Raw genomic sequence first — 20064 nt, 5'->3', positions numbered from 1 at the left:
AGTATCTCCCCACTTATTTCAACCAAAGATGTGTCTCAATGATATCGTGATTGCTCGTGCCAGCCTCAGCGATGTCACTGGAATTCTCAAGTTGGCGCAAGCCAATGACGCAGAACATGGTGGTATGTTGTTAGGTCATCTTGAGCCAGAGGCAGTGATGATGTGGGTTCGCAGATAAAATGAAAATCTGACAACGAATTTATAAGGGTTCCAGGTAACTATATTCGCGCATAAAGTGAAATTCATTGTGGAGTCTGGGTTTGAGCCAAATATTCAATTCGCACATAAATTGAAATTTTCCGACTTTGATTTAACGACAGCCCGAATGCTTTTAAAAGCGTACTTTTGAAGTGCAATAGGCTTACGTCCTACCCCAGGCGATCGCTCCGTGCCATAGGTAGCCAAGCAGCTTGACTATAGAAAGTTTAGGAATTTAGGTATAAATTGTCATCAAGATTGAAGAAAATACCCTGACTTTCCATGATTAGATGCAAAATTTCACTTTATGCGCGAATTGGCACGAAGGTCAAAGCCTTGCTTCACAATCGATTTCATTTTATGTGCGAATTGCATCGGCTCAAACCCGTGTAGTTTCGTAGTTCAAATTTCATCTTATCTGCGAACCCACACTTTTAGGGATTTAATTAGAAATAAAATTACTTAGAAAAAGCGAAATTATGATTAAAATTGTCTTTTGGAATGTGATTTTGGGATTTTTGGCTGTACTAATTGCCATACTTGTTTCAGGTACAATCCAGGCTTGGGCAGCAAATCCCAATTTAGATGGCGACTCACAGCCCACACGACTCAAGCTGAATGAATGTATTGCAGATGTGAAAGAAGTCACGGCTTGGGACGAGAAAGAAACATTGGACGCAGCTCGTAAGATTTGTGAGATTCGCCAGTCACACACCAAAGAAAAGGCGCAGTTTTTAGCATCTTTGAAGAAACTACGAGAGCAATATCAAAATTATACAAATCATGGATTTGACAAACAGTTACCCACAGCTATTGCAGATTCATGGACAATTGTCAAAAGTTGCATTGATTTCAAAGAGGGATTTACATATCCTCACAATGTAGCTTTGTTGTCAGTACCAGAGGATGTTCGTAGCGGTTGTTACTCGTTAGGTGCTTCTTTGGTAGAATCCGCCCTGTTTAATCAAACGCAGTGAGTAGGCGATCGCAAGCCACACTCTGAATTTTGACAATCCCAATGCACCCGTGCTGTGTAGTCGCGGTCAAACTCATATTTGCGTAAAACAATTGGAGTTTGAGAGAAAATGATTTATAAAACAACCATCGAAAAGTAAAGACTATGCCAGACTTCAGTAGTGAACCGATACCTGAATTAAAAAATCCGAAAGATTTCTTTCATTCTGGTGACTTGACCTTGAGAATCTCAGGAGAAATAGTGCCTGTAGTTGATGTCCATCTAGGGCAACAGCAATCGATTTACTTTGAGCATCATATTTTACTGTGGAAACATCCGAATGTTCGCCTCGGTGTCAAAGGTTTAAAAGGGGCAGCCAAGCGTTTCTTTGCTGGACTGCAAATTTTTATCAGTGAAGCACATGGGCCAGGGAATATTGCTTTCTCTCGTGAGGCTCCAGGACAGATTGTGGTGCTGCAATTAGAGCGTGGACAGACAGTGGACGTGCGCGAACATCAGTTTTTACTCGCTACCAGTAATATTGAGTACAGTTTCTTTTTTCAGCGAGGGCTGGCAAACCTCTTTTTTAGCCGCAGTGGTGGTTTATTTATTGACCGCTTCATTGGTCAACAACAGGGAGGGCTGCTTTTAATCCACGGTTACGGTAATGTCTTTGAAAAGTACCTTGCTCCTGGGGAAGTACTCGATGTTGAGCCAGGAGCATGGTTATGGAAAGACTCATCAGTGAAGATGGAGACAGTAACGGCGCTGCAATCTAGTGGCGGCATCTTCGGAGCAATTGGAGTAATGCTTGGCGGTATTTCATTCACTCTCAACCGTTTTATTGGCCCTGGTCGTTTGGGGTTACAGTCTATGACTTATCACCCACCAGCACCAGAGGGCGCTACTCAAATCGGTGGCAGCAGTAATTTGAGTTAAAGTAGCAGCAATTAAATCAAAAACTATTAACTAATCTGGTTCAATTTCAGCAATTAAATTCTGAAGGTATTCACGCGCTTCTAACAAAGTTAAATACAAAAAATTACCGTTTTTATCATGTATTTCGTATTCATTGAGAACAACACGATCGGCATCTTCCCCCCACCCAAAACCGAAAATTAGCCCATTAGCACAAGCCTTGCTGCCAAGCTCACTGATTTCTAAAAGTATGTCTTTATATTCTGCTTTTAGCTTTCCTATCCTAATCATTTCATCAAGTATGTCTTGATATTCAGCATTAGTTTCATTCATAACCAGAGGGCCATAGCCTTTGATTATCCCCTAAAACTCATCAACAACTACACCGTATCATCCATCCAACCACATTCCGAGCAATCCCAATGCACCCGCGCCGACCAGTCGCGGTCAAACTCATGCTGGCACTGAGGACACTTGCCAGTAAACATAGCATGGGTATCTAGCAGTTCTAGCTGTTGCTGTTGCGTCAATCGCTGTTGTGGTTGCAGTATTAATTCACCGTTGTAATAACTGGCCCCCTCCGGTTGCCATAACTCTTCTGCTTCAGCGTTGGAGTCTTCTCGAAAGTCCAAACAACTATCCCCCTGTGGCCCTGCTGGGTGAACGACACAGACGAGGTGGGGGTTATGGGCGTAAAGGAGGCAGCGATCGCACTGGTGGATTTTTGGCATAATACCAGTTTAATACCCTGCTTTTACGAATATATTTAACTAGCGGAAGTTTTCAACGAGGTCAACAAAATAAATGAAAATCAATAAGATGGGATTTGTAGTTGCAGCAGTTGTTATCATGTCACCTTTGACCTTAGCTGTAAACAATGTGCAAGCTGTGAACGAGCTAGTATTAGTAACTAAAAGTAATCAACCAGAACAGTCTGTGCAAAGAACTTTTACAAGCCTCATAAATGCTGTTGAACAAAACAACTACACTCAGTTTATTTCTCTTGGAAATGCTGCTTTCAAAGAAGGTATTACAAAGGAAACATTTACACAAGTTAGTGGACAGTTGGCTCCTCGCATCAAAAAAGGGTATTCGGCAGTTTTCTTGGCAAATCTGAAGCAGCAAGGGTATCAAGTTTATTTATGGAAACTGACATTTTTAGATGGTGGTGATGATGTCTTAGCTAGACTTAGCCTCAAAGATGGAAAAATAGGTGGATTTTGGCTGAATTAGGCGATCGCTCCTGGTGCAGCTTTTCCTCTCTTGATTTGATGGGGGCGATGGTCTACGCGTTCGCTTGTATTTGCTGGGGAGCGATCGCTCTTCTAGCCCCTGAACGGTTACGAAAGATTAAGACTTTGAGGTTCTTATTACCATACTGTTAGATAAAACGCACGGCACGCGTAGCTTGCTGCCGTAGGCATCGCCCCTTGGACTAACTTTTCCTCGCTTGTATTCGGCACAGATGCTAGGGCGATGTCTGCTACATTTCCTCTCTTGTATTTTGGGCGATCGCTGGAATGTTTTTTCATAACATCAACTTCTTGCCATTGCTCCATGTCATTGCTTTCCCATTTTCACAAGAGGAAAGGAGCGATCGCCTATCGCCTTGCCACTAACTTTGAGCTAACTGTTCTATCAGTTGCAGTATATTTTTCTCAATTTGCCCAAGGGCAACTGTTGCAGAGGTTTTATCGATGTCGTGAACTAGCCAGTATTCAATAGCATCTGCCCAGTGGGGAAAGCATTCATTCATTAGTGGACGGTGTTCTAATTCATCTAGGGCAATAACCCTAGTAGCTGACTGAAAATCTGGCTCACTGGCTGGCAGTGGAAATCGTTTATCATCCGGTAGGTTCACCAAACGCACTGCTAAAGCTAAGAGCGCATACCGAGAAATCGCCCCCACATTGTTTACACCCCGCTCAAGTGCTAACCCTCGTGAATCAGCCTGCCAATCATGGAAGAGTTACCATTGCTATTTTTTATTCCAGATTAACAGAGAGTAGTTCAGAAGGTTTGTATTTTAACGGTTTTGCTTTTGAATTGAGCCAAGACCATGTAGAAAAAGCTTTTAATCTACTTAGCTTACGGGCAAAAAAGCCAATCCCAAGAACGGCGGCGGATTATCTTGATAATTCACCCCGCAGGATTTATCAGTTTCAACCCCAACAAGTTTGGATTACTGGTAGTCGCTTACCAGTTGGTAATCAGTTAGTAGATACCAAAATTCAGATAAACTTGCCAAATTTATGATGATATGACGCGCTTTGGAGAGCAGGGCGATCTCATGACAGCGTTGGGTCAACAAATGGCGATTTATGCTGTTCTGTTCTCTTGATATGTCATTTAAATTGCAATTGAGAGAGTTGTTATGCCAAATTGCCAAAACCTTTGAACATGACTTTTGAGGTGCGCCATTCAAGTAAAGAACTTCACTTCACTATGGTACTAATACAATATTAATTTTAATCTCCTACACGGATTGCTATATATGAATCTAAGTGATGGCCATTTTGAAAATTTAAAAAATGATCCCAGAAGTACAACAAAAATAATTCAACTTGCTTCTGATGAACAAGACAAAGATTCTTACTGGGATATGGTATGGATTTTACGTGCCCGTGGTAGTGATGAAGAATTTGCAGCAGCATCAAGGTTATGTCAAAGTCAAAGCCCCAAACAAAGAAGTTTAGGAGTGGATATATTAGCAATACTAGGAATACCGCTCATATCTTGCACGCAACAGTGTGGAGATATTCTGTTAAAACTCTTATCAAGTGAAGAAAACAGTAATGTTCTTGCTTCAATCGGGTTTGCCTTTGGGCATTTAAATGATTCGAGAGGTGTTTTGCCATTAATCAAACTTAAAAATCATCCCGATACTGATGTTCGTTTGCGTGTGGTTTTTGGTTTGGCTGGTCAAGAAGACGAATTAGCAATTAAAGCATTAATTGATTTATCTGCTGACAAAGATGAAGATATTAGAAATTGGGCAATTTTTAATTTAGGTTCGCAGATAACGACCGATACGCAGGCAATTCGAGATGCTTTATTTGCTCGCGTAATTTTAGAAACAGGAGAAGATGATACTATTGCTGAAATTCGTGGGGAAGCATTACTAGGTTTAGCGATTAGAAAAGATGAGCGGGTAATTAATCCGCTAATCACAGAACTTGAAAGCGGGTGTGTGGGTAGATTATCTGTTGAAGCTGCTAAAGAAATAGGAGATACAAGACTTTATCCAGCTTTGATTGATTTACAAAAGTGGTGGGATCTGGATGTTAAATTATTACAAGAGGCGATATCTAGCTGTAAACCATAAGAATAAAAATTCACAACATCGTTATTTATGGCAGTATGCGATCGCATACCTTCAAGCAAGGAAAAATCTCAGTACCAGCGATCGCACATCCGAATTTACTACTCGTTTGGAGACAGTATTAGAGAAGGTGACAACCAAAGTAAATTCTTAGAGGAAACTTCGAGCGATCGCCATCCATGTACCACAATTTTTTTTGCAATAGGTCTAATGGGTAATAGTTAACTTCAAAGCTTAATTTACAAAAGTAAAGTTAAACTTTTAAATCTATTAACTCCTTTTCAGCCTGAAGCCAATGGTCTACAGACTTGCCATTTTGATAGCCCATTTGTTGCCAAATTTCATAAGCTTTCAAACGGATTTTATTTTCATTTGGACGGTTACTGATAAAATGTTCACAGTAATTAGTAATAAAATTATAGGGAGCTTCTCCAAAAAAATCTTGACGACCCAGAATTTCATCTGTAAAACGGGAACAATTTTGTTTTATTGGGCAATTTTTCCCTGGACACATACTAATGTCGTAAGGCATATATATTTTTCCTCTTGAAAGGAACTTATGAGTGAATTTAATTGGACGGATATGTTTAAGATGAACTGGAATTTATTTAAGCTATCGCTGACGGTTCATTCGGTAAGCAATCAGAAAATCACTGATCTACCAACAGGTTGTCCCCAGTTCTATTCCAGTTTTGATCGTTCTTCTTGATGATTCGCTGTAACACCTGCCTTAGAACACTGGGATGGAAAAATACACTGGGGGGTTTAAGTAGGTGCATCACTTCTAAGAAAAGCTTGTGGATGTCAGGGCTTTGGGCAGCCAGCAGCAACACTTGATCTAGATAGTACTGCATGAGTTGCGTCATCCAATTGGGTCGTCCGCCCACAGTAGTATGCCAGCGAAAATCTTCACCTGTTGCCATTAGCCAAGGGACTGCAATTATTTTGCTAAGTTGCTTTTGAAAGCTTTGAGATAGCCCGACTAAATTTCCATCAGCATGGCGAGATAATTGCTTATTCAAAGACTCATCTAACGTCAATGCACCTAGAGCCGCAGTAGTCATGCCTTGTCCATAGACAGGATTGAAAGCACAAACAGCATCACCTATTACCACAAACGCTGACGGCAATCTCGACAGTTTTTCATAGTGAAGCCACCTATTTTCCGTGCGGTGATAGGCTCTCACAGGCGAAATGGCTTGAGCATCTTTAATTACTTCGTAGATAATTGGATTGCGTAAGCTACGACCAAAGTCTAAAAACCCAGCTTCGTCAGTTGGTGGATAATCTCGACCAATTCCAGCAAGTGTAACTATCCAACAATTTCCTTCGATTGCAGACATTACACCACCGCGTGTGCCTGGAGCTTTTGCCGTTACCAATGCACCCTGCCAATCAGCCGGAAAATTTTCTCTCAGTTGATATAAGCGACTAGCATAGCCCAAAAAGGAATTAATCACAGTTTCTTTTGGCGGTGTATAACCCATTGCTTCTAACCACCCAGGAGCGAGAGAATTACGTCCGCTAGCATCTACTACTAAATCAGCAGTGAAATCTGTTTGTTTAGGAGAGTTATCTTGCCTCCGATCAAATTTTCGGCGTACCTGCACACCCGTGACCTGAGTTTTGTTGGGGTTAGACAGCAATCCAGTAACAATTGTTGCTTGTACAAATACAACACGGTTATTCGTAGCTAAACGACGGCGGATAATCCATTCGACTAAGTTCCGACTTAAATTGTAGAAGTTCAAATCGGAATTAAAGCGGGGTGTCCATCCTCCTAAGCCATACCACAGGTAATCAGCACTGGCGTTAATGGCGACTGCGCCGGATGCCGCTAATTCAGTCTGGATACCTGGAAAAAGCTGTTCTAAGATATCCAAACCCCGTTTGAGTAAGACGTGGAGATGATGAGCTTGGGGTACACCAAGACGCTGTTCTGGTTGAGCGCTCAAATGATCGCGTTCGATAATTGTTACCCGGTTAAAGTATTTAGTCAACACTTGCGCTGCTAGCAGTCCAGCGATACTTCCCCCAATGACAAGAGCGTGGCGTTCGTTTGGTTGGGTCATAGTTGAATTGAACATCTGATATCCATGAATCCATAGTTACAGACTCTCATCTGAACATACAAGGCATCACCGTGCCATACTTGCTTGATAGTGGTGCGATGGCGTAGCCGCCTAATTCAAGTGCGATCGCCAATCAATGGTCTAACAAAGTTCAAGCCCTGCCCCGATTCTCTAATTAGGTTTAACCACTGGAGGACGAAGGGATAAATCCGCCAAAACCCCCATTAGGACGCTTATGGAGAGTAAGATTGGCAATCAATTTTACCCAAATTCCTAGCCAATGAAATGCCCAAATCTTCAGAGGTTGAATAGGACGCGGGTCAGATAAAGGCTTGTAACTGAGTGAGAGGATGCCATATACCTCCCTTTTGTTGGGAGCTTTTGAGTAAATGACCAACCATAATTAATCCTACTTGATTTTTGAAAAAACTGCGTACATCTCAATAGTGAGAAAATCTTTACTCCTACAACTCAGTAAGCTTTTGTTGATATTCTTTGTACTCTCTGTCTTTATGCTGCCAGTATTTCTCAACTGTTTCTTTAGCAGCGATTGCACTATCGTATTCATCTCCACCTTGGCTTAATAATCGCTGTTTTGTTAGCTTTCGTAAGTCAGATACAACTTTTCCATTAACTTTACGCGTCTTTGAGCCATCTAAAATTGGTTGTGGATAATAACTATTGTTAATGTATTTCTCCTGTTCAATTTCTGGTAAACTATAGCCCCGCAGTTCCGGTATCCAGTGGTAAATAAAGTCTCCTAATGGGTCTTTTTCGGCAACATTCTTTGACGGATTATAGATGCGGAAAGTATCGCTAAGTGGATTAGTTACACCAGCTTGCATTTGCCATTGCCAATTATTAATTGCTAAATCTCCATCTACTAAATAGTTCATGTAGTGTTTAGCTCCGTGATGCCATGAAATCCCACAGTTAATAGTTAGGAATGTCGCGCACATTGCTCTCATACGAAAATTCATCCAACCCATTGTTTTTAGTTGCCGCATACTGGCATCAACTAATGGAAAGCCTGTCATTCCTTGTTGCCACGCCTGGAATAATTCTTGTTTTGCTCCTGATAACGCTGATGGGGTATATAGTTGATCAAATTCTGGGTAACGGTTAGTGTAAGCAATTTCTGGATGGAAATAGAGCCGCCCGGTAAAACTATCATGCCAACGCAAACGGTCTCGAAATGTTTTGAGGGAAAATTCTGCTTTGGGTTGAGCTTTTAATTCTCCTGCTAAAGCTTTAGTGTTTTGGTAAACAGTGCGAGTTGAAATAGTTCCAAAAGTCAGGTGTGGTGATAAATGAGATGTTGCTCCAAGCTGTGAGAGCATTGGGCGAGAAAGTTTCCAATGGTAGCCAGAGTATCTTTTTTTGAGAAAAGAGTCCAGTTGAGCTTGTGCTTGTGTTTCGCCCCCTGGAAAATAAACTTTCTCTACTGCCCAAAAACGATGGTATTTCTGTTTAAGTTCTTCAAATGTTAGCTGTGGTAGATTAAGTGTGATTTGAGGTGTATTAATACTTGCTGGTGTTTTATGCTGGGATTGTCTTTGATAGGTATAGTATTCGTTAAACCACTGATCACGTTGCTCTGCTAATTGCAGAAAGTTATTTAGTCCAATATGGTAATCAAGGTTTAACTGCTTGTAGAAATCAACTATAGTTTTATCGCGGCTGACACCGTACTCTACCTGCACATCACGGCTAAAAAAAAGTTTGGGTTTATATCCTGCAATAATTAATTGCCTAGTCAACGCTTGCACTATGTCTGTAGAATTACCTTCAAATAAGTACAGCCGACTACCTAACTTTTGCAGATTTGAGTCGAGATTTTCCAATGACTCAAACAAGAAGCGGACTCTAGCAGCTCCGACATCAGCCCAGGTATAAAACCAAGGGTCAATAATGAAGAATGGCAGAACTCTTGCGTCATTACCAGATGAAGAGGTGACAATTTCATTGTCAGTTAAACGCAAATCTCGACGGAACCATAGAAGGTGCATTGTTTAACTTACCATAGCCTACAATACATTTGTACCAATAATTTCTTTTGCTGTCGAAGTTGAGTGTCCATAGCTAGATGTAATTTATCCTCACTTATTGAGGAACTGGGTGCTGTCAAGGAGCTACCCCTTAATTTCAAGTTGCCACAGGAGTAACCGTGCATTGTAAATTTTCGTATGCTGCTTGATTGTTAGTCGTTTTCCCCCTATCCTCACAAAAGGTAGTAATGGTAAAGTAAATTTCCTTTTCAAAACAAGACTTCAGGGCGATTTATGAACAAAGGTGAACTAGTGGATGCTGTAGCAGCAAAGACCAACATCACAAAAAAGCAAGCTGATGAAGTAATCAGTGCTTTTTTGTCAGTCGTTATTGAGGCTGTAGCGAATGGGGATAAGGTAACGCTGATTGGGTTTGGGTCATTCGAGCGACGCGATCGCTCAGAGCGCGAAGGGCGTAATCCGAAAACCAATGAGCCAATGACAATTCCAGCGACCCAAGTGCCTGCATTTTCTGCTGGGAAACAGTTTAAAGAAAAAGTAGCGCCATAAAGTATAAGTAAGCCACCCTACCCAAACGGTTGCCCCCAGCGCTCCCAGTTCTCCTTATTAAATTCTCCTAAGCCACAACCAATAACTAGCGTCTTTTGCCTTTTTATCTCTAAATTCAAGCTAAGTTTTACTTTGAAAAGTAGCCTCATAATCATCAGATTAACCATAAGCACCGTTGGGAAGAAATCCTAAGAGTTGCTTCAATCTCTGGTCTGCTTCTTCATAGCAGTGACTAGGCATTTGATAATTCATAAAGGGTTCGTACTTATGCCCAACCAGTCTTTTTGCATAGGTAATCTGCGTAATGTAGCGAGTTATAGAGGACGAATTTCTAGACCCTCTATGCCATACCTGATTGTTAAAACAAACAGCAGAACCCATTGCTCCCAAGCAGTTATAAACCCGGTCTTCATATCCAGAAATATCACCATTGCAGAACTTGCCAAATAGATGAGATCCTGGAATCACCTGAGTTGGCCCATTTCTTTCAGATAGTACATCTGTCAAGTAATAATTTACTGTGAATGCTAGAACATTCAGGCGAATGTTGGTTAATGGTTTCCCATCAAGGGAAATTATGTGCGGTGTATCGTCTTGATGCCAAGCATTTTTAGCCAACCCATCAGTGTTTGGAGGAATCTTAAATGAGTTATTGTGGATAACATGAATTATATTAGCGTTGGGAACACCATCCTGTATTGAGTAACCTATTCCATTTGCTCCACCAATTAAATGTTCTGCAAATGTAACTATAGGTTCTAAAGCAAAAAGATTTAGATTTTGCTTGGAATGCTCGAACATTCGCTTCATCATCATTTTTTTTGACTCGTGATAATTTTCACCTTCAATTTTTTTGAGAATTTCATCTAAATCATTCTTTAGAAGCTCACATTGTTCAGGTGTCAACACATTGTCAATTACAAGAAAACCATGAGTATGAAAAAATTCAATCCATTCATTTAGTTGCTCTATACTTGTTTTTTTACCAGTTAAATATTCCGTCATTTTTTCTCTTTGTTTTTCAATAGTTAGAGGTTAGGGAAGATCATCTCTATTAGGGACAGATGCTAATAAACATCAGATACCAGTCAATCACTTCTATATTTATGAAGAAGAATTCAGAAATCAAGAGTCAGAATTCAGCATGAATTCTGTGCGAGTGGTTGATGAATATTGGTTTAAAACCTCGTCCCTTGTGGACGAAAAGAAAAATTAAATATTCAACCAGCTAAAACTCTATTCCTTTATGGGTAAAGTATTCTGTATTCTGTATTCTGACTCCTGTTTTTATTTTGAATTATATTCCGGATCGGGCTGCTCCAAGAGAGTGTATGTATAAAAAAGAGAACTACATTCCCAGATGATTAACCAAATTACCGCTTTAGAATCCTGTTGGCATATTTCTCCTGAGTGGGGTCAGACCATGCCTCCCCATTCAGTGAAAATGTTAGAAAAAGTTTTGTTGCCAATCTCAGACTTGTCAGGCTACTGCTGTGGTGTTTTGTGGGAAAGACAGCAATGGATTTATGCAATTGTTTGCCAGAGTGAAACTCTCTACTGGGAGCAATGCGGTTTTGTCAGATCCGGTAAACAAGGTGCGATCGCTAAATTATTTTCTCCGTAATACAAATATAATTATACTTATTAAGCCGCATTAACACTTAAAAAGGACAGATGAGTTTGAGTCACAAGTTGCAAGACTCTGTTTTTTGACCCAAAAAAGGCTAGGATTCCCTTTGAGCAATAATTTTGAGACAGGGATTATCTACCTTAATGGAAAAAAGTATATGTGCAACTCTAGATTTGAGCAAATCATTATCAAACTTTTCTTCCGAGGTGACAAAATGTTTAGAATTGACGAATATCACAGAGTGGAATGGGAAAATTCTTGAAGAAAGAGAAAGAGAAATTAGAGAAATTGCACTTATTTTAGCTGGTCAATGTATTGCTATTTTGTTGTATAACCTCTCTCAATCTCAGTCAGCCAATCAAACAGCTATGAATAAAACAAAAGGCTGGTGGGATGGCAATATGCAAAAACACGGTTATCGAAAACGGCAAATATTAACAGTTGAGAATGTTTTAGTTACTTTAAAATTGCCATATATGGTAAAAAGAAAGTCAACACTTACGACCAAAAATAAAATCCCTACTCAGGGATTCTGCCCATTATTAAAGTGGTTGGGAATGTCAGACGGCTTAACCCCATTAGTATGGTCAACAGTTGCCCAATACGGTGCAATTACTAGCTCATTTGAAGCAGCCTGTACAACTTTGACGGGTTGGGGAATTAACCTTAGTTTAAAACGAATTGGACGTTTAACATATAAATTTGGTCAGATTGGGATCAACTTACGTCAATCTAAAATCTTAAATCGCCAATTAGGGAATTTAGCTGAAGGTAATATTGTTAAAGGTCAAAGAGTTGTCATCGCTGTAGATGGTGGTCGGAGTCGAATCCGAATTAATAAAAAGAGGAGAAAAAATTCCAAAACCAAGCGACACGGGTTTATCGGCAAATGGGTTGAGCCAAAATTATTCACAATTTATGTTGTTGATGAGCAAGGTAAAAAAATAAATAGTTCTGAAATTCCTATTACGAATGATGGCACTTATGAAGGATATAAAGCGCTTTTGTAGATTTTAGAAGCGGATTTAGTTGACTTGGGAATTAGTCAAGCAAAACAAGTCTTATTAATCGGGGATGGAGCGGAGTGGATCTGGATACATATCCCACCATTTTTGGCAAGATTAGGATGCCCAGTCGAAACTTATCAGCTATTCGATTTTTATCATGTTACGGAAAATATAAAAGTATTTGCAGATGCGGCTTTTAATGAAGAAGCACAGTCTAAGGAATGGTTTGTAAAAGTTAGAAAGAGTTTAAAAAAAGGTAAAGCCAAATCTTTAATCAGCCAGATGGATGAGTTGATTGCTGTAGCTACTGGAGAGCGGTGTAAGATTATGGTAACTAAACGAAATTATATTTTAGATGCTTATCGTAAAGGGCGTTTAAATTACGATAAAGCAATAAATAAAAAACTACCTATTGGCAGTGGTGCAATTGAGAGTTTAATCCGCCAAGTTATAAATTTAAGAATCAAAGGAAACAGTAAATTCTGGTTGAAAGAAAACGCAGAAATTATGTTACATCTGCGTTGTCAATGGATCGCCGGAAGCTGGAATAATTTTTGTGGTTCTATTTTTAATTCCTTTATCAAACCAGAAACTGCTTGATAAATTTTATACTTTACTTCTACTCTCAACTTATTATTTGGTTGAATTAACACTAAGTATAAAAAGCTAATTATAGATATTTTTGTTAACAATCGTCAAATGGCTTGCTATTAATCTTTTTGAGATATCTCATCAAGATGAATTCTCGCGGCTACTGTTTTCTATCTAGTAAATAAAGTTACTCCTTACTTAGATTTAATTTTTGCGATCGCACCTTATTTACCGGATCTGACAAAACCGCATTGCTCCCGGCATCAATGCCACACAGCCAAACTTGCATTTGGTTGCTATCGGTTTGACGAACTGTCATGGTTTGAGCATCTGTTACTTCCGTCACTGCCCATTCATTCTTGTGAAAAAGCGATAAATGAGTTTCTCTGTCTGTAACACTTATTGTCTGCCTTACGATTGAGTACATTTTTCCCTATCTCAATCACTATAAGGCTTTGGGTTTCGCACTCCTGACTAGTGTAAACTCTAGGTCTAAACTAGAAATAAGCGCATCTGTGACTGCAACAAATTGAATTTTTCTTTAGTCTTTTGAACAGTCGTTTGATTTTTTAAAAAGGTATCTACTATGAATCGAATTCTCAAACGTGCATTTCTACCCAGTTTCATGGCTGCCAGTTTAACTGGAATCTCCTTAGTTCCTCTTCAACCAGCAGCAGCTAACGACCGAATTTTAGGAGATGCAGCCCTTGGTGCTGGTACTTGTGTAGTAACTGGAGCTGCTAGAAGACGTGGTACTGTTTTACGCAATGCTGCTAAGTGTGGTGCGGCTGGTGCTGCCGTCAATTTGGTTGGACGTAAGAAAAAACGTAACTTAGGTAGAGATGCCGCAGTCGGTGCAGCAACTAGCGCCGGGGTTCGCGCTATTCTTGGCGGGCGCGAAGATGTGGCTGGCGATTTATTAGATGGCGCAGCAGCAGGTGCAGCTATTAATATTTTGAGGAGATAAACAATGATTCGTAATCTTTAATTTTGAGAGTTTACGAGTCGTGATGCTTATATCCCCCGAATTCTATTCGGGAGATATAAGCGAACTTTCCTGAATTTATTCATCCGTAATGTGGGTCATTGATGTACTCCAAGACCTTTTGAGTGCTAACTTTTCCTGTGGTGTCAAACATATATGAATGTGTCCACAGGCTAGGCAGTTTGTGTTCAGGTGACAAAGTTAATCGCTCGCCCGGGAACGTAAACAACACGCTGAGCCTCCTGATTTTTGAGATACCATTGAACAGCTTTGGTTTGTCTGGCGATCGCCATCGCTTCCTCCTTTGAAGCTGACGGTGAAATGGTAATTGTCGTTCGAGTACGTCCATCGATCTGCACTGCGACTGTCACCTGCTCGGTAATCAAGAATTCTGGATCGAACTGCGGAAAAGTTTGCTGATGAATCGAGCAATCAGCACCCAATTGCTGCCAGAGTTCTTCTGTAACATGGGGTGCAAAGGGAGCCAACATCAACAGATAAAACTTCAATTCCACCTCTGCAATACTCGACTTTGATTGCAACATATTGAAATAACTCATCAACGCGGCGATCGCTGTATTGTATTTCAGCGATTGAATATCTGTGGAAATCTTGTGGATTGTTTGATGTAAACGCCGCTGCGATCCCAAATCAGGCGCATTTGGCTGCAAACTATTTTTGTGTTTGTTCGCCCATTGATACACTCGATCCAAGAATCGCCGGATACCAGCAATCCCGCGATCGGAAAAATCGCCACCTTGGTCGTATGGACCCAAAAACATCAGGTAAGTCCGCAATGTATCTGCACCATAAAACTCTATATAGCGATCGGGATTCACCACATTACCCTTCGACTTACTCATTTTGGCACCCTGTTTTGTCAGCAATCCGTGAGCGCGGAATCGTTGAAAGGGTTCCTCAAAGGGGATATGCCCCAAATCGTGCAACACCATTGTGATGAATCGACTGTACAACAGATGAAGCACAGAATGTTCTGCGCCACCAATATACATATCCACAGGCAACCATTTAGCTGTAATTGCTCCATCGAATGGAACATCAGAGCGAGTACTGGAGGGATAGCGCAAAAAATACCAAGCTGAATCCAAAAAGTTATCAGAAACATCCGTTTCTCGCCGCGCTGCACCACCGCAGCAAGGACAGGTTGTATTGACGAATTCTGGAATGTCAGCTAAAGGAGAATTCCCAGTTCCTTGAGGCAACCAATTCTCAGTTTCCGGCAACTGCACTGGCAATTGCTCCTCTGGCACGGGCACTATACCGCAGCGATCGCAGTAAATAATCGGAATCGGCGGGCCCCAATAGCGTTGCCGTGAGATTAACCAATCTCGCAAGTGATACTGCACTGTGCCATCTATTTCGTCACGCCCAATCCAGTTACGTTGAGCCGTTTTGACTTTTTCTGACCAGTCCAATCTATCCAAATTGTCCAACAACCGTTGAGCATACTGGGTGATTTTGAAAAACCACTGTTCCAATTCCCGTTGAATGGCGATCGCGCTGCACCGTTCGCATTCGCCGCCAATCACCTGCTCATCGGCAAGTACTGTCTTGCAAGAAGGGCACCAGTTCACCGCCGCTTTTTTACGAACGGCTAACCCAGCTTTGAACAACTGCAAGAAAATCCACTGCGTCCATTTATAATACGCGGGATCGGTGGTTTGAATTTCATGATTCCAGCAGAAACGATTGCCAATTCTTTGCAACTGCGTTTCTCGAAATCGCTTCACATTACGTGCTGTCAATTCACGGGGATGAACGCCTTGCTTAATCGCAAAATTCTCGCTGTGAATGCCAAAGGCATCAAAGCCCATTGGCTCAAATACCGCTTTGCCCTGCATCGCCATGAAGCGACCGTAGATGTCTGCTCCGGTAAAAGCATAGACATTCCCAACGTGCAAACCCTCAGCAGAGGGATAGGGGAACATCATCAAATTGTAAAAAGGCTGAGCATTTGTTGCTAAATCGACCTCATGCAGTTGGTTCTGCTGCCAGATGGATTGCCATCGGGCTTCGATTGCGCGGTGGTCGTAAGTAAAAGAAGGGGGAATAGAATCGATCGGATCTCTTTGATCCGGCTTTATAGGTCCCAGTCGTGCATCATAAAATTCTCAATCCCTACTTGTAATATAACTGTAACATAAATTAGGGAGTTGGTGTACAACTAATAAAAGCCTAAAAATTACCAAAGCCACTAATAAAGGTGACGAGCTTTGTGCTTGAAACAGTTTTGTATTAACTGTGCTTTAGATTGTGCGATAATTGCCAGTTTCGATTATCTAATGTTGAATCGCAGATTTGACGACAAGGTGATCGCTCTTCCTCAAACCTAACCCAATACGGTTCAGTTAAGCGCTACTTATACAAAATAGTAGGTTTTTGAAACGCGATAAATCGCCGTATCTACAAGTGTTTTGGTCTTATCTGAACCGTATTGAGCCATAATCGATTAATTCAAGTATTGAATCGACTGTGAAACTTTGACTGCTTCTTGGGGAGTAACGTTACTGCAATTAGACAATTCTGGCATTACTCCCGTACCAACAAATCTGTAAAAGGGGCCATTTTGCTCTCCCCACCACTGCGATAGCAATGTTGGTTGTTTGGCATTACCGTATAATCCTTGCTCCAAAGTGCTTTTTCCAAATATCGGAGAATTTATCGGGTAACTGCGCGACCCAGCAGGTAAGTCTCCAATACCCCCAGATACTGACTCAATCGCAAAGCATTTATCTGCACTTAAATTTTGGTAAACAATTAAGTAACGCAAACTATCAACATTTTCGCGCCCAGCCGAGACTATTACCTTGTCAGCATGAAAATTTGTAGGTACATAACTTGGTAATGCTATTTTTAAGCCTAGTGAACGTAAAACTTTTAATTGAGTCGGTGTTAATTTTATTACCGAATTGGTTTGTGGAGGTTTGGGTTGAGCAATTACCGCAGCCGTAGAAGCGATAACACAGATGGCAAAGCAAGAGGAAGCAAGCTTAATTGGGTATTTGAATAATTTCATAGTTGATAGCTATATATGACTTGGGTTCAAAAAGAAGTTGCAAGTTACTTGACCTCTGAATAACAGCAGCAGAAGTCGAGCATTAATTACTACTTGCTCAGAGAATTATGTCTTCTATATTCAATCCGAACTTGTTTAACCTCAATTTGCCCAGGCTCTAAAAACACAAGTTGCTCTACTTGGCATAACCCTAAATCTTTAAACTGTGCTAATTCTGAGTTAGATAATGGCCAAGGTGGGCCCGATGGTTCAGATTCTGTGTCTCGAACATGAGTAATCATCAACAGTGTTCCACCAGGAGCAAGTACAGAGGTAACTGAAGAAATAACCCAAGAACGCACATTCAAAGGCAAAGCTTGAATATTGCGACATTCAAAAACAAAGTTAAAAGCTTGATGCCATTGTGAGGGAATTGCTAACAAATCTGCAACTATATAGTTGACAGTTGAATTAGGAAATCGCTCTTGGCACCAAGCGATTGCTGTCGGTGAAATATCAAAGGCGGTTACTTCAAACCCCAGATTTACTAAAGCTTCGGCATCGTCTCCCAAGCCACAACCAATTACTAACGCCTTTTGTCCAGAAGAGAACGGTTCATGATTCGTCAACCAATCTTGTAGATAAGGATGAGGAGCTAACTTAGCCCAAGGAATTTGTGCTGTGTCCCCTTTGGCTTTGGCATATAAAACTTCAAACCATGCCGAGGGGTCTGATTTTTGTAAAGCTTCTGTGGCTAGCTGTTTAATATAAAACTGTAAATTTTCCGGTTGTTGCTCCAACATAAAAATCGACACCACTCCATTGTCAATTATGGCAGTCTATACCAGTTGAACTGAAAATCATAATTGCAGGCTAACTTACGTGAACTAAAAGTTGTGAATGATCTTTTTGATTGTGCCTCCTCAAAGCAAGCATCGGTTTACAGTCCTGGCCAAGATGAACCAAATACCAATTACCATTCACCATTAGGTGCATTTGTAAATCTGGCTTCTACCGTCAATATAAAACTGCCCTAGACGAAAGCTGGAGCAGTTTTTGATAGAAGTAAATTATATAGGAGACAATTAGCGTTGTCCCCAGTTTATCCAAAAGCTCTATTGAACCGTTCAAGTTTATGTGGCAATTTTAGCATGAGGAAATTAACCGTAAGAGTGTTTGAACAGGTGTTGTGTTTCTCCAGTTGACCAAACAATTCGCAATTCGCAATTCGCAATTCGCAGTTAAATACGAGAAATCGTTTAATTGCTTAATTGTTAATTACTGGGTTTCAAGCCCCCACTGATTTTAATTGCGAATTGCGAATTCACAATTGCGAATTGGGTTGACGCAGGCTGAAATAATCGCATTGCTAATGGGCAAGCGATCGCTTTCACCTTTGCTTGGTGTAGCCTTATGGTTGACACCAGTATATTACTAATATTATCATGTCAACTGGCGAGCGCAGTGAAAATAAAATTAAAGTAAAAATGAATATCACAGTAGATGTAACACCCATCGCTGCGTTTAGGTGGAATGAAGAAAATGCCCAAAAACTCAGGGAGCTAAGAGACAAAGCTGGATATAGTAGACAAAAGCTATCTGATGCTGTGGGAGTTTCTGTGGCTTATATTCAGCAGCTAGAGACTCCTCACGTCTTTATTAACAAACCAAAAAAACCAACTCAGATGACTGTTAGTACAGAAATTCTAGAGAAACTTTGTGCTGCTTTAGATGGGGATATCACTTCACTTATTTGGAACATAGATTACAACAGCTAAGAGAATTATCTACTACGCTTACCAGCTAAAACTGCTTGACGAACACTGGTGAGCGTAGTAATATAGTAATCATAAGAGAGGAGACGAGCGCGATGCCTCTTTTGAAAAACAAAGAAGCGCTCAAAATTCAACCCTTATAAATCGAGTTAATCACGAAACCTAAAACCAGCCGCCACCGGGACTAGCAGCCGGAAGCCAAAAACTTGTATTGCTCAAGCCACCGGAGATGATTCCGATGACCAACCAAGTCTAAAAACTGGTTGTAAAAAACTTCAATTTTTGCAGAACAAAGGCGATTGTGAACTCCTCAATCGCCTTTTCAATTGTTATTACGCGGCTGTACAGAGGACACGGTTACATCCCAATATCTTCTCTACAGCTTTGTGCTGTCTGGTGTTTTGATATCAGTTAATACGCTTTACCCTTGAACACTTTTATAAGGCTTCGCCAATTCTAGATTGAGAGTGTTGTGCAAGCACAACAAACTGACTAATAAAAATAGGGCGATCGCCGCTCTGGAAAACTTGCGATCGCCCCTATGCCCTCACTTATTAAATAAGAGGCAATTTATAATGATGACACAAAGTTTAGCCCCTACGCCAACAAAAGATCCACTAACCACACAGGATCGCCAAATCATTGCAACCATCGTCAATCAGTCGGACTACTCAAAAGAGTGCAAGCCCGAAGATGTGGTAACTATCTGGATCAACAATGATGATATTGTGTGGGTGAAAATGACCCACGGTTATGCTCGATACCACAAAGAGCAGTTCAAACGCACTGTTGCAGAGGTAAAAGCAAGTCTTTCTGCTCCAGTAGAGCGCAATCACAAGGAAGAAAAGGAATCAAAACAAGCTGCTGAGAAAATTGGCTTGTTGGGTGATTGTGATTGGTTATCGTTGAGCGTCCAATACTATCCTGATAAGGTAATCGGTCATGCTGGTTGCTACACTTCGCAGAAGCCTCAACTATTAACCTGACTTTTCCCGTTAAGTCGTGAAAAGCTTGCTGTTTAAGGATTTAATAAGCAG

Annotated in this window: 23 protein-coding genes and 3 pseudogenes; 13 read left to right on the top strand and 13 right to left on the bottom strand. The window is 40.8% G+C overall.

Annotated features, from left to right (window positions below):
• The first annotated feature begins 28 nt into the window (after nt 1-28).
• From RMY64_RS33770 to RMY64_RS33760, 3 genes are all read left to right on the top strand, one after another.
• On the top strand, nt 29-178 hold the full coding sequence (locus RMY64_RS33770) for a hypothetical protein (RefSeq protein WP_322702331.1): 150 nt from the start codon (nt 29-31) through the stop codon (nt 176-178).
• Between the two features lie 499 nt (nt 179-677).
• Nucleotides 678-1175 carry a hypothetical protein gene (locus tag RMY64_RS33765; RefSeq protein ID WP_322702330.1) on the top strand — a complete coding sequence of 166 codons (498 nt, stop codon included), beginning with the start codon at nt 678-680 and terminating at the stop codon, nt 1173-1175.
• Between the two features lie 143 nt (nt 1176-1318).
• Nucleotides 1319-2092, top strand: coding sequence for an AIM24 family protein (locus RMY64_RS33760; RefSeq protein ID WP_322701456.1), 774 nt, complete (start codon nt 1319-1321; stop codon nt 2090-2092).
• 30 nt (nt 2093-2122) lie between these two features.
• Here the strand turns inward: RMY64_RS33760 and RMY64_RS33755 are convergent, their stop codons facing one another.
• Together RMY64_RS33755 and RMY64_RS33750 are read right to left on the bottom strand one after the other, a co-directional pair.
• Nucleotides 2123-2404 carry a hypothetical protein gene (locus RMY64_RS33755; protein WP_322701457.1) on the bottom strand — a complete coding sequence of 94 codons (282 nt, stop codon included), beginning with the start codon at nt 2402-2404 and terminating at the stop codon, nt 2123-2125.
• Between the two features lie 47 nt (nt 2405-2451).
• Nucleotides 2452-2802: a hypothetical protein gene (locus tag RMY64_RS33750; RefSeq protein WP_322702329.1), complete on the bottom strand. Its 351-nt coding sequence runs from the start codon at nt 2800-2802 to the stop codon at nt 2452-2454.
• Between the two features lie 73 nt (nt 2803-2875).
• On the opposite strand from RMY64_RS33750, the gene RMY64_RS33745 reads away from it, so the two are divergent.
• Nucleotides 2876-3304, top strand: coding sequence for a hypothetical protein (locus tag RMY64_RS33745; RefSeq protein WP_322702328.1), 429 nt, complete (start codon nt 2876-2878; stop codon nt 3302-3304).
• A gap of 137 nt (nt 3305-3441) precedes the next feature.
• Here RMY64_RS33745 and RMY64_RS33740 read toward each other — a convergent pair whose 3' ends face one another.
• Together RMY64_RS33740 and RMY64_RS33735 are read right to left on the bottom strand one after the other, a co-directional pair.
• Complete coding sequence (locus RMY64_RS33740) at nt 3442-3630, bottom strand: hypothetical protein (protein WP_322702327.1); 189 nt, start codon at nt 3628-3630, stop codon at nt 3442-3444.
• Between the two features lie 56 nt (nt 3631-3686).
• Nucleotides 3687-4031 (bottom strand): annotated as a pseudogene (locus tag RMY64_RS33735) (low molecular weight phosphatase family protein); the annotation flags it as partial.
• Between RMY64_RS33735 and RMY64_RS33730 the strand changes: the two are divergent.
• The 3 genes from RMY64_RS33730 to RMY64_RS33720 all read left to right on the top strand — a co-directional run bounded on the left by RMY64_RS33730 (nt 4013) and on the right by RMY64_RS33720 (nt 5618).
• The gene (locus RMY64_RS33730) at nt 4013-4327 is read left to right on the top strand and encodes a hypothetical protein (protein ID WP_322702326.1); all 315 of its coding nucleotides are present in this window, start codon (nt 4013-4015) and stop codon (nt 4325-4327) included. The pseudogene RMY64_RS33735 and the gene RMY64_RS33730 overlap by 19 nt on opposite strands.
• 238 nt (nt 4328-4565) lie before the next feature.
• Nucleotides 4566-5396, top strand: a complete 831-nt coding sequence (locus RMY64_RS33725; protein WP_322702325.1) for a HEAT repeat domain-containing protein — start codon at nt 4566-4568, stop codon at nt 5394-5396.
• 27 nt (nt 5397-5423) lie between these two features.
• Nucleotides 5424-5618: a hypothetical protein gene (locus RMY64_RS33720; RefSeq protein ID WP_322702324.1), complete on the top strand. Its 195-nt coding sequence runs from the start codon at nt 5424-5426 to the stop codon at nt 5616-5618.
• A 28-nt stretch (nt 5619-5646) separates the two neighbouring features.
• Here the strand turns inward: RMY64_RS33720 and RMY64_RS33715 are convergent, their stop codons facing one another.
• From RMY64_RS33715 to RMY64_RS33705, 3 genes are all read right to left on the bottom strand, one after another.
• Entirely contained in the window at nt 5647-5925 is a 279-nt protein-coding gene (locus tag RMY64_RS33715) for a DUF2934 domain-containing protein (RefSeq protein WP_322702323.1), read from the bottom strand.
• Between the two features lie 118 nt (nt 5926-6043).
• The gene (locus RMY64_RS33710) at nt 6044-7465 is read right to left on the bottom strand and encodes an FAD-dependent monooxygenase (protein WP_322702322.1); all 1422 of its coding nucleotides are present in this window, start codon (nt 7463-7465) and stop codon (nt 6044-6046) included.
• 464 nt (nt 7466-7929) lie between these two features.
• Nucleotides 7930-9474 carry an FAD-binding domain-containing protein gene (locus RMY64_RS33705; protein ID WP_322702321.1) on the bottom strand — a complete coding sequence of 515 codons (1545 nt, stop codon included), beginning with the start codon at nt 9472-9474 and terminating at the stop codon, nt 7930-7932.
• 273 nt (nt 9475-9747) lie between these two features.
• On the opposite strand from RMY64_RS33705, the gene RMY64_RS33700 reads away from it, so the two are divergent.
• Nucleotides 9748-10023, top strand: coding sequence for an HU family DNA-binding protein (locus RMY64_RS33700; protein WP_322702320.1), 276 nt, complete (start codon nt 9748-9750; stop codon nt 10021-10023).
• A 159-nt stretch (nt 10024-10182) separates the two neighbouring features.
• On the opposite strand, the gene RMY64_RS33695 is transcribed toward RMY64_RS33700, so the two are convergent.
• The gene (locus RMY64_RS33695) at nt 10183-11028 is read right to left on the bottom strand and encodes a phytanoyl-CoA dioxygenase family protein (RefSeq protein ID WP_322702319.1); all 846 of its coding nucleotides are present in this window, start codon (nt 11026-11028) and stop codon (nt 10183-10185) included.
• A gap of 355 nt (nt 11029-11383) precedes the next feature.
• Here RMY64_RS33695 and RMY64_RS33690 point away from each other — a divergent pair, with 355 nt between their 5' ends.
• Nucleotides 11384-11647 carry a DUF1392 family protein gene (locus RMY64_RS33690; protein WP_322702318.1) on the top strand — a complete coding sequence of 88 codons (264 nt, stop codon included), beginning with the start codon at nt 11384-11386 and terminating at the stop codon, nt 11645-11647.
• Between the two features lie 149 nt (nt 11648-11796).
• Nucleotides 11797-13260: pseudogene (locus RMY64_RS33685) on the top strand (ISLre2 family transposase).
• Nucleotides 13261-13438: 178 nt separating this feature from the next.
• Here RMY64_RS33685 and RMY64_RS33680 read toward each other — a convergent pair.
• Entirely contained in the window at nt 13439-13678 is a 240-nt protein-coding gene (locus RMY64_RS33680; protein WP_322702317.1) for a hypothetical protein, read from the bottom strand.
• Nucleotides 13679-13837: 159 nt separating this feature from the next.
• Here RMY64_RS33680 and RMY64_RS33675 point away from each other — a divergent pair, with 159 nt between their 5' ends.
• A complete protein-coding gene (locus tag RMY64_RS33675) occupies nt 13838-14218 on the top strand; it encodes a hypothetical protein (RefSeq protein WP_322702316.1) in 381 nt (126 codons plus the stop codon).
• A 100-nt stretch (nt 14219-14318) separates the two neighbouring features.
• Here RMY64_RS33675 and RMY64_RS33670 read toward each other — a convergent pair.
• The 4 genes and pseudogenes from RMY64_RS33670 to RMY64_RS33655 all read right to left on the bottom strand — a co-directional run.
• Nucleotides 14319-14420: pseudogene (locus RMY64_RS33670) on the bottom strand (IS200/IS605 family transposase); the annotation flags it as partial.
• 4 nt (nt 14421-14424) lie between these two features.
• On the bottom strand, nt 14425-16254 hold the full coding sequence (locus RMY64_RS33665) for a class I tRNA ligase family protein (protein WP_322702339.1): 1830 nt from the start codon (nt 16252-16254) through the stop codon (nt 14425-14427).
• Nucleotides 16255-16706: 452 nt separating this feature from the next.
• Complete coding sequence (locus tag RMY64_RS33660) at nt 16707-17273, bottom strand: hypothetical protein (protein ID WP_322702315.1); 567 nt, start codon at nt 17271-17273, stop codon at nt 16707-16709.
• 89 nt (nt 17274-17362) lie between these two features.
• Nucleotides 17363-18055 (bottom strand): class I SAM-dependent methyltransferase, encoded by a 693-nt coding sequence (locus RMY64_RS33655; protein WP_322702314.1) that lies wholly within the window; start codon nt 18053-18055, stop codon nt 17363-17365.
• A 642-nt stretch (nt 18056-18697) separates the two neighbouring features.
• Here RMY64_RS33655 and RMY64_RS33650 point away from each other — a divergent pair.
• Together RMY64_RS33650 and RMY64_RS33645 are read left to right on the top strand one after the other, a co-directional pair.
• Entirely contained in the window at nt 18698-19030 is a 333-nt protein-coding gene (locus RMY64_RS33650) for a helix-turn-helix domain-containing protein (RefSeq protein ID WP_163937968.1), read from the top strand.
• A gap of 572 nt (nt 19031-19602) precedes the next feature.
• Nucleotides 19603-20013, top strand: a complete 411-nt coding sequence (locus RMY64_RS33645; protein ID WP_322702313.1) for a hypothetical protein — start codon at nt 19603-19605, stop codon at nt 20011-20013.
• The last annotated feature ends 51 nt before the right edge of the window (nt 20014-20064 follow it).

Source organism: Nostoc sp. DedQUE08, from assembly GCF_034530895.1.
GTDB lineage: Bacteria > Cyanobacteriota > Cyanobacteriia > Cyanobacteriales > Nostocaceae > Nostoc.
This window is presented reverse-complemented; position numbering and strand designations above follow the sequence as displayed.

What these genes read in the sequence shown, in the direction of transcription:
- RMY64_RS33755 (WP_322701457.1), bottom strand. Translation starts at nt 2,404, where the DNA reads ATGAATGAAACTAATGCTGAATATCAAGACATACTTGATGAAATGATT.
- RMY64_RS33715 (WP_322702323.1), bottom strand. Translation starts at nt 5,925, where the DNA reads ATGCCTTACGACATTAGTATGTGTCCAGGGAAAAATTGCCCAATAAAA.
- RMY64_RS33660 (WP_322702315.1), bottom strand. Translation starts at nt 17,273, where the DNA reads ATGAAATTATTCAAATACCCAATTAAGCTTGCTTCCTCTTGCTTTGCC.
- RMY64_RS33720 (WP_322702324.1), top strand. Translation starts at nt 5,424, where the DNA reads ATGGCAGTATGCGATCGCATACCTTCAAGCAAGGAAAAATCTCAGTAC.
- RMY64_RS33725 (WP_322702325.1), top strand. Translation starts at nt 4,566, where the DNA reads ATGAATCTAAGTGATGGCCATTTTGAAAATTTAAAAAATGATCCCAGA.
- RMY64_RS33770 (WP_322702331.1), top strand. Translation starts at nt 29, where the DNA reads ATGTGTCTCAATGATATCGTGATTGCTCGTGCCAGCCTCAGCGATGTC.
- RMY64_RS33760 (WP_322701456.1), top strand. Translation starts at nt 1,319, where the DNA reads ATGCCAGACTTCAGTAGTGAACCGATACCTGAATTAAAAAATCCGAAA.
- RMY64_RS33710 (WP_322702322.1), bottom strand. Translation starts at nt 7,465, where the DNA reads ATGACCCAACCAAACGAACGCCACGCTCTTGTCATTGGGGGAAGTATC.
- RMY64_RS33655 (WP_322702314.1), bottom strand. Translation starts at nt 18,055, where the DNA reads ATGTTGGAGCAACAACCGGAAAATTTACAGTTTTATATTAAACAGCTA.
- RMY64_RS33705 (WP_322702321.1), bottom strand. Translation starts at nt 9,474, where the DNA reads ATGCACCTTCTATGGTTCCGTCGAGATTTGCGTTTAACTGACAATGAA.
- RMY64_RS33675 (WP_322702316.1), top strand. Translation starts at nt 13,838, where the DNA reads ATGAATCGAATTCTCAAACGTGCATTTCTACCCAGTTTCATGGCTGCC.
- RMY64_RS33695 (WP_322702319.1), bottom strand. Translation starts at nt 11,028, where the DNA reads ATGACGGAATATTTAACTGGTAAAAAAACAAGTATAGAGCAACTAAAT.
- RMY64_RS33700 (WP_322702320.1), top strand. Translation starts at nt 9,748, where the DNA reads ATGAACAAAGGTGAACTAGTGGATGCTGTAGCAGCAAAGACCAACATC.
- RMY64_RS33680 (WP_322702317.1), bottom strand. Translation starts at nt 13,678, where the DNA reads ATGTACTCAATCGTAAGGCAGACAATAAGTGTTACAGACAGAGAAACT.
- RMY64_RS33745 (WP_322702328.1), top strand. Translation starts at nt 2,876, where the DNA reads ATGAAAATCAATAAGATGGGATTTGTAGTTGCAGCAGTTGTTATCATG.
- RMY64_RS33650 (WP_163937968.1), top strand. Translation starts at nt 18,698, where the DNA reads ATGTCAACTGGCGAGCGCAGTGAAAATAAAATTAAAGTAAAAATGAAT.
- RMY64_RS33765 (WP_322702330.1), top strand. Translation starts at nt 678, where the DNA reads ATGATTAAAATTGTCTTTTGGAATGTGATTTTGGGATTTTTGGCTGTA.
- RMY64_RS33750 (WP_322702329.1), bottom strand. Translation starts at nt 2,802, where the DNA reads ATGCCAAAAATCCACCAGTGCGATCGCTGCCTCCTTTACGCCCATAAC.
- RMY64_RS33740 (WP_322702327.1), bottom strand. Translation starts at nt 3,630, where the DNA reads ATGGAGCAATGGCAAGAAGTTGATGTTATGAAAAAACATTCCAGCGAT.
- RMY64_RS33645 (WP_322702313.1), top strand. Translation starts at nt 19,603, where the DNA reads ATGATGACACAAAGTTTAGCCCCTACGCCAACAAAAGATCCACTAACC.
- RMY64_RS33690 (WP_322702318.1), top strand. Translation starts at nt 11,384, where the DNA reads ATGATTAACCAAATTACCGCTTTAGAATCCTGTTGGCATATTTCTCCT.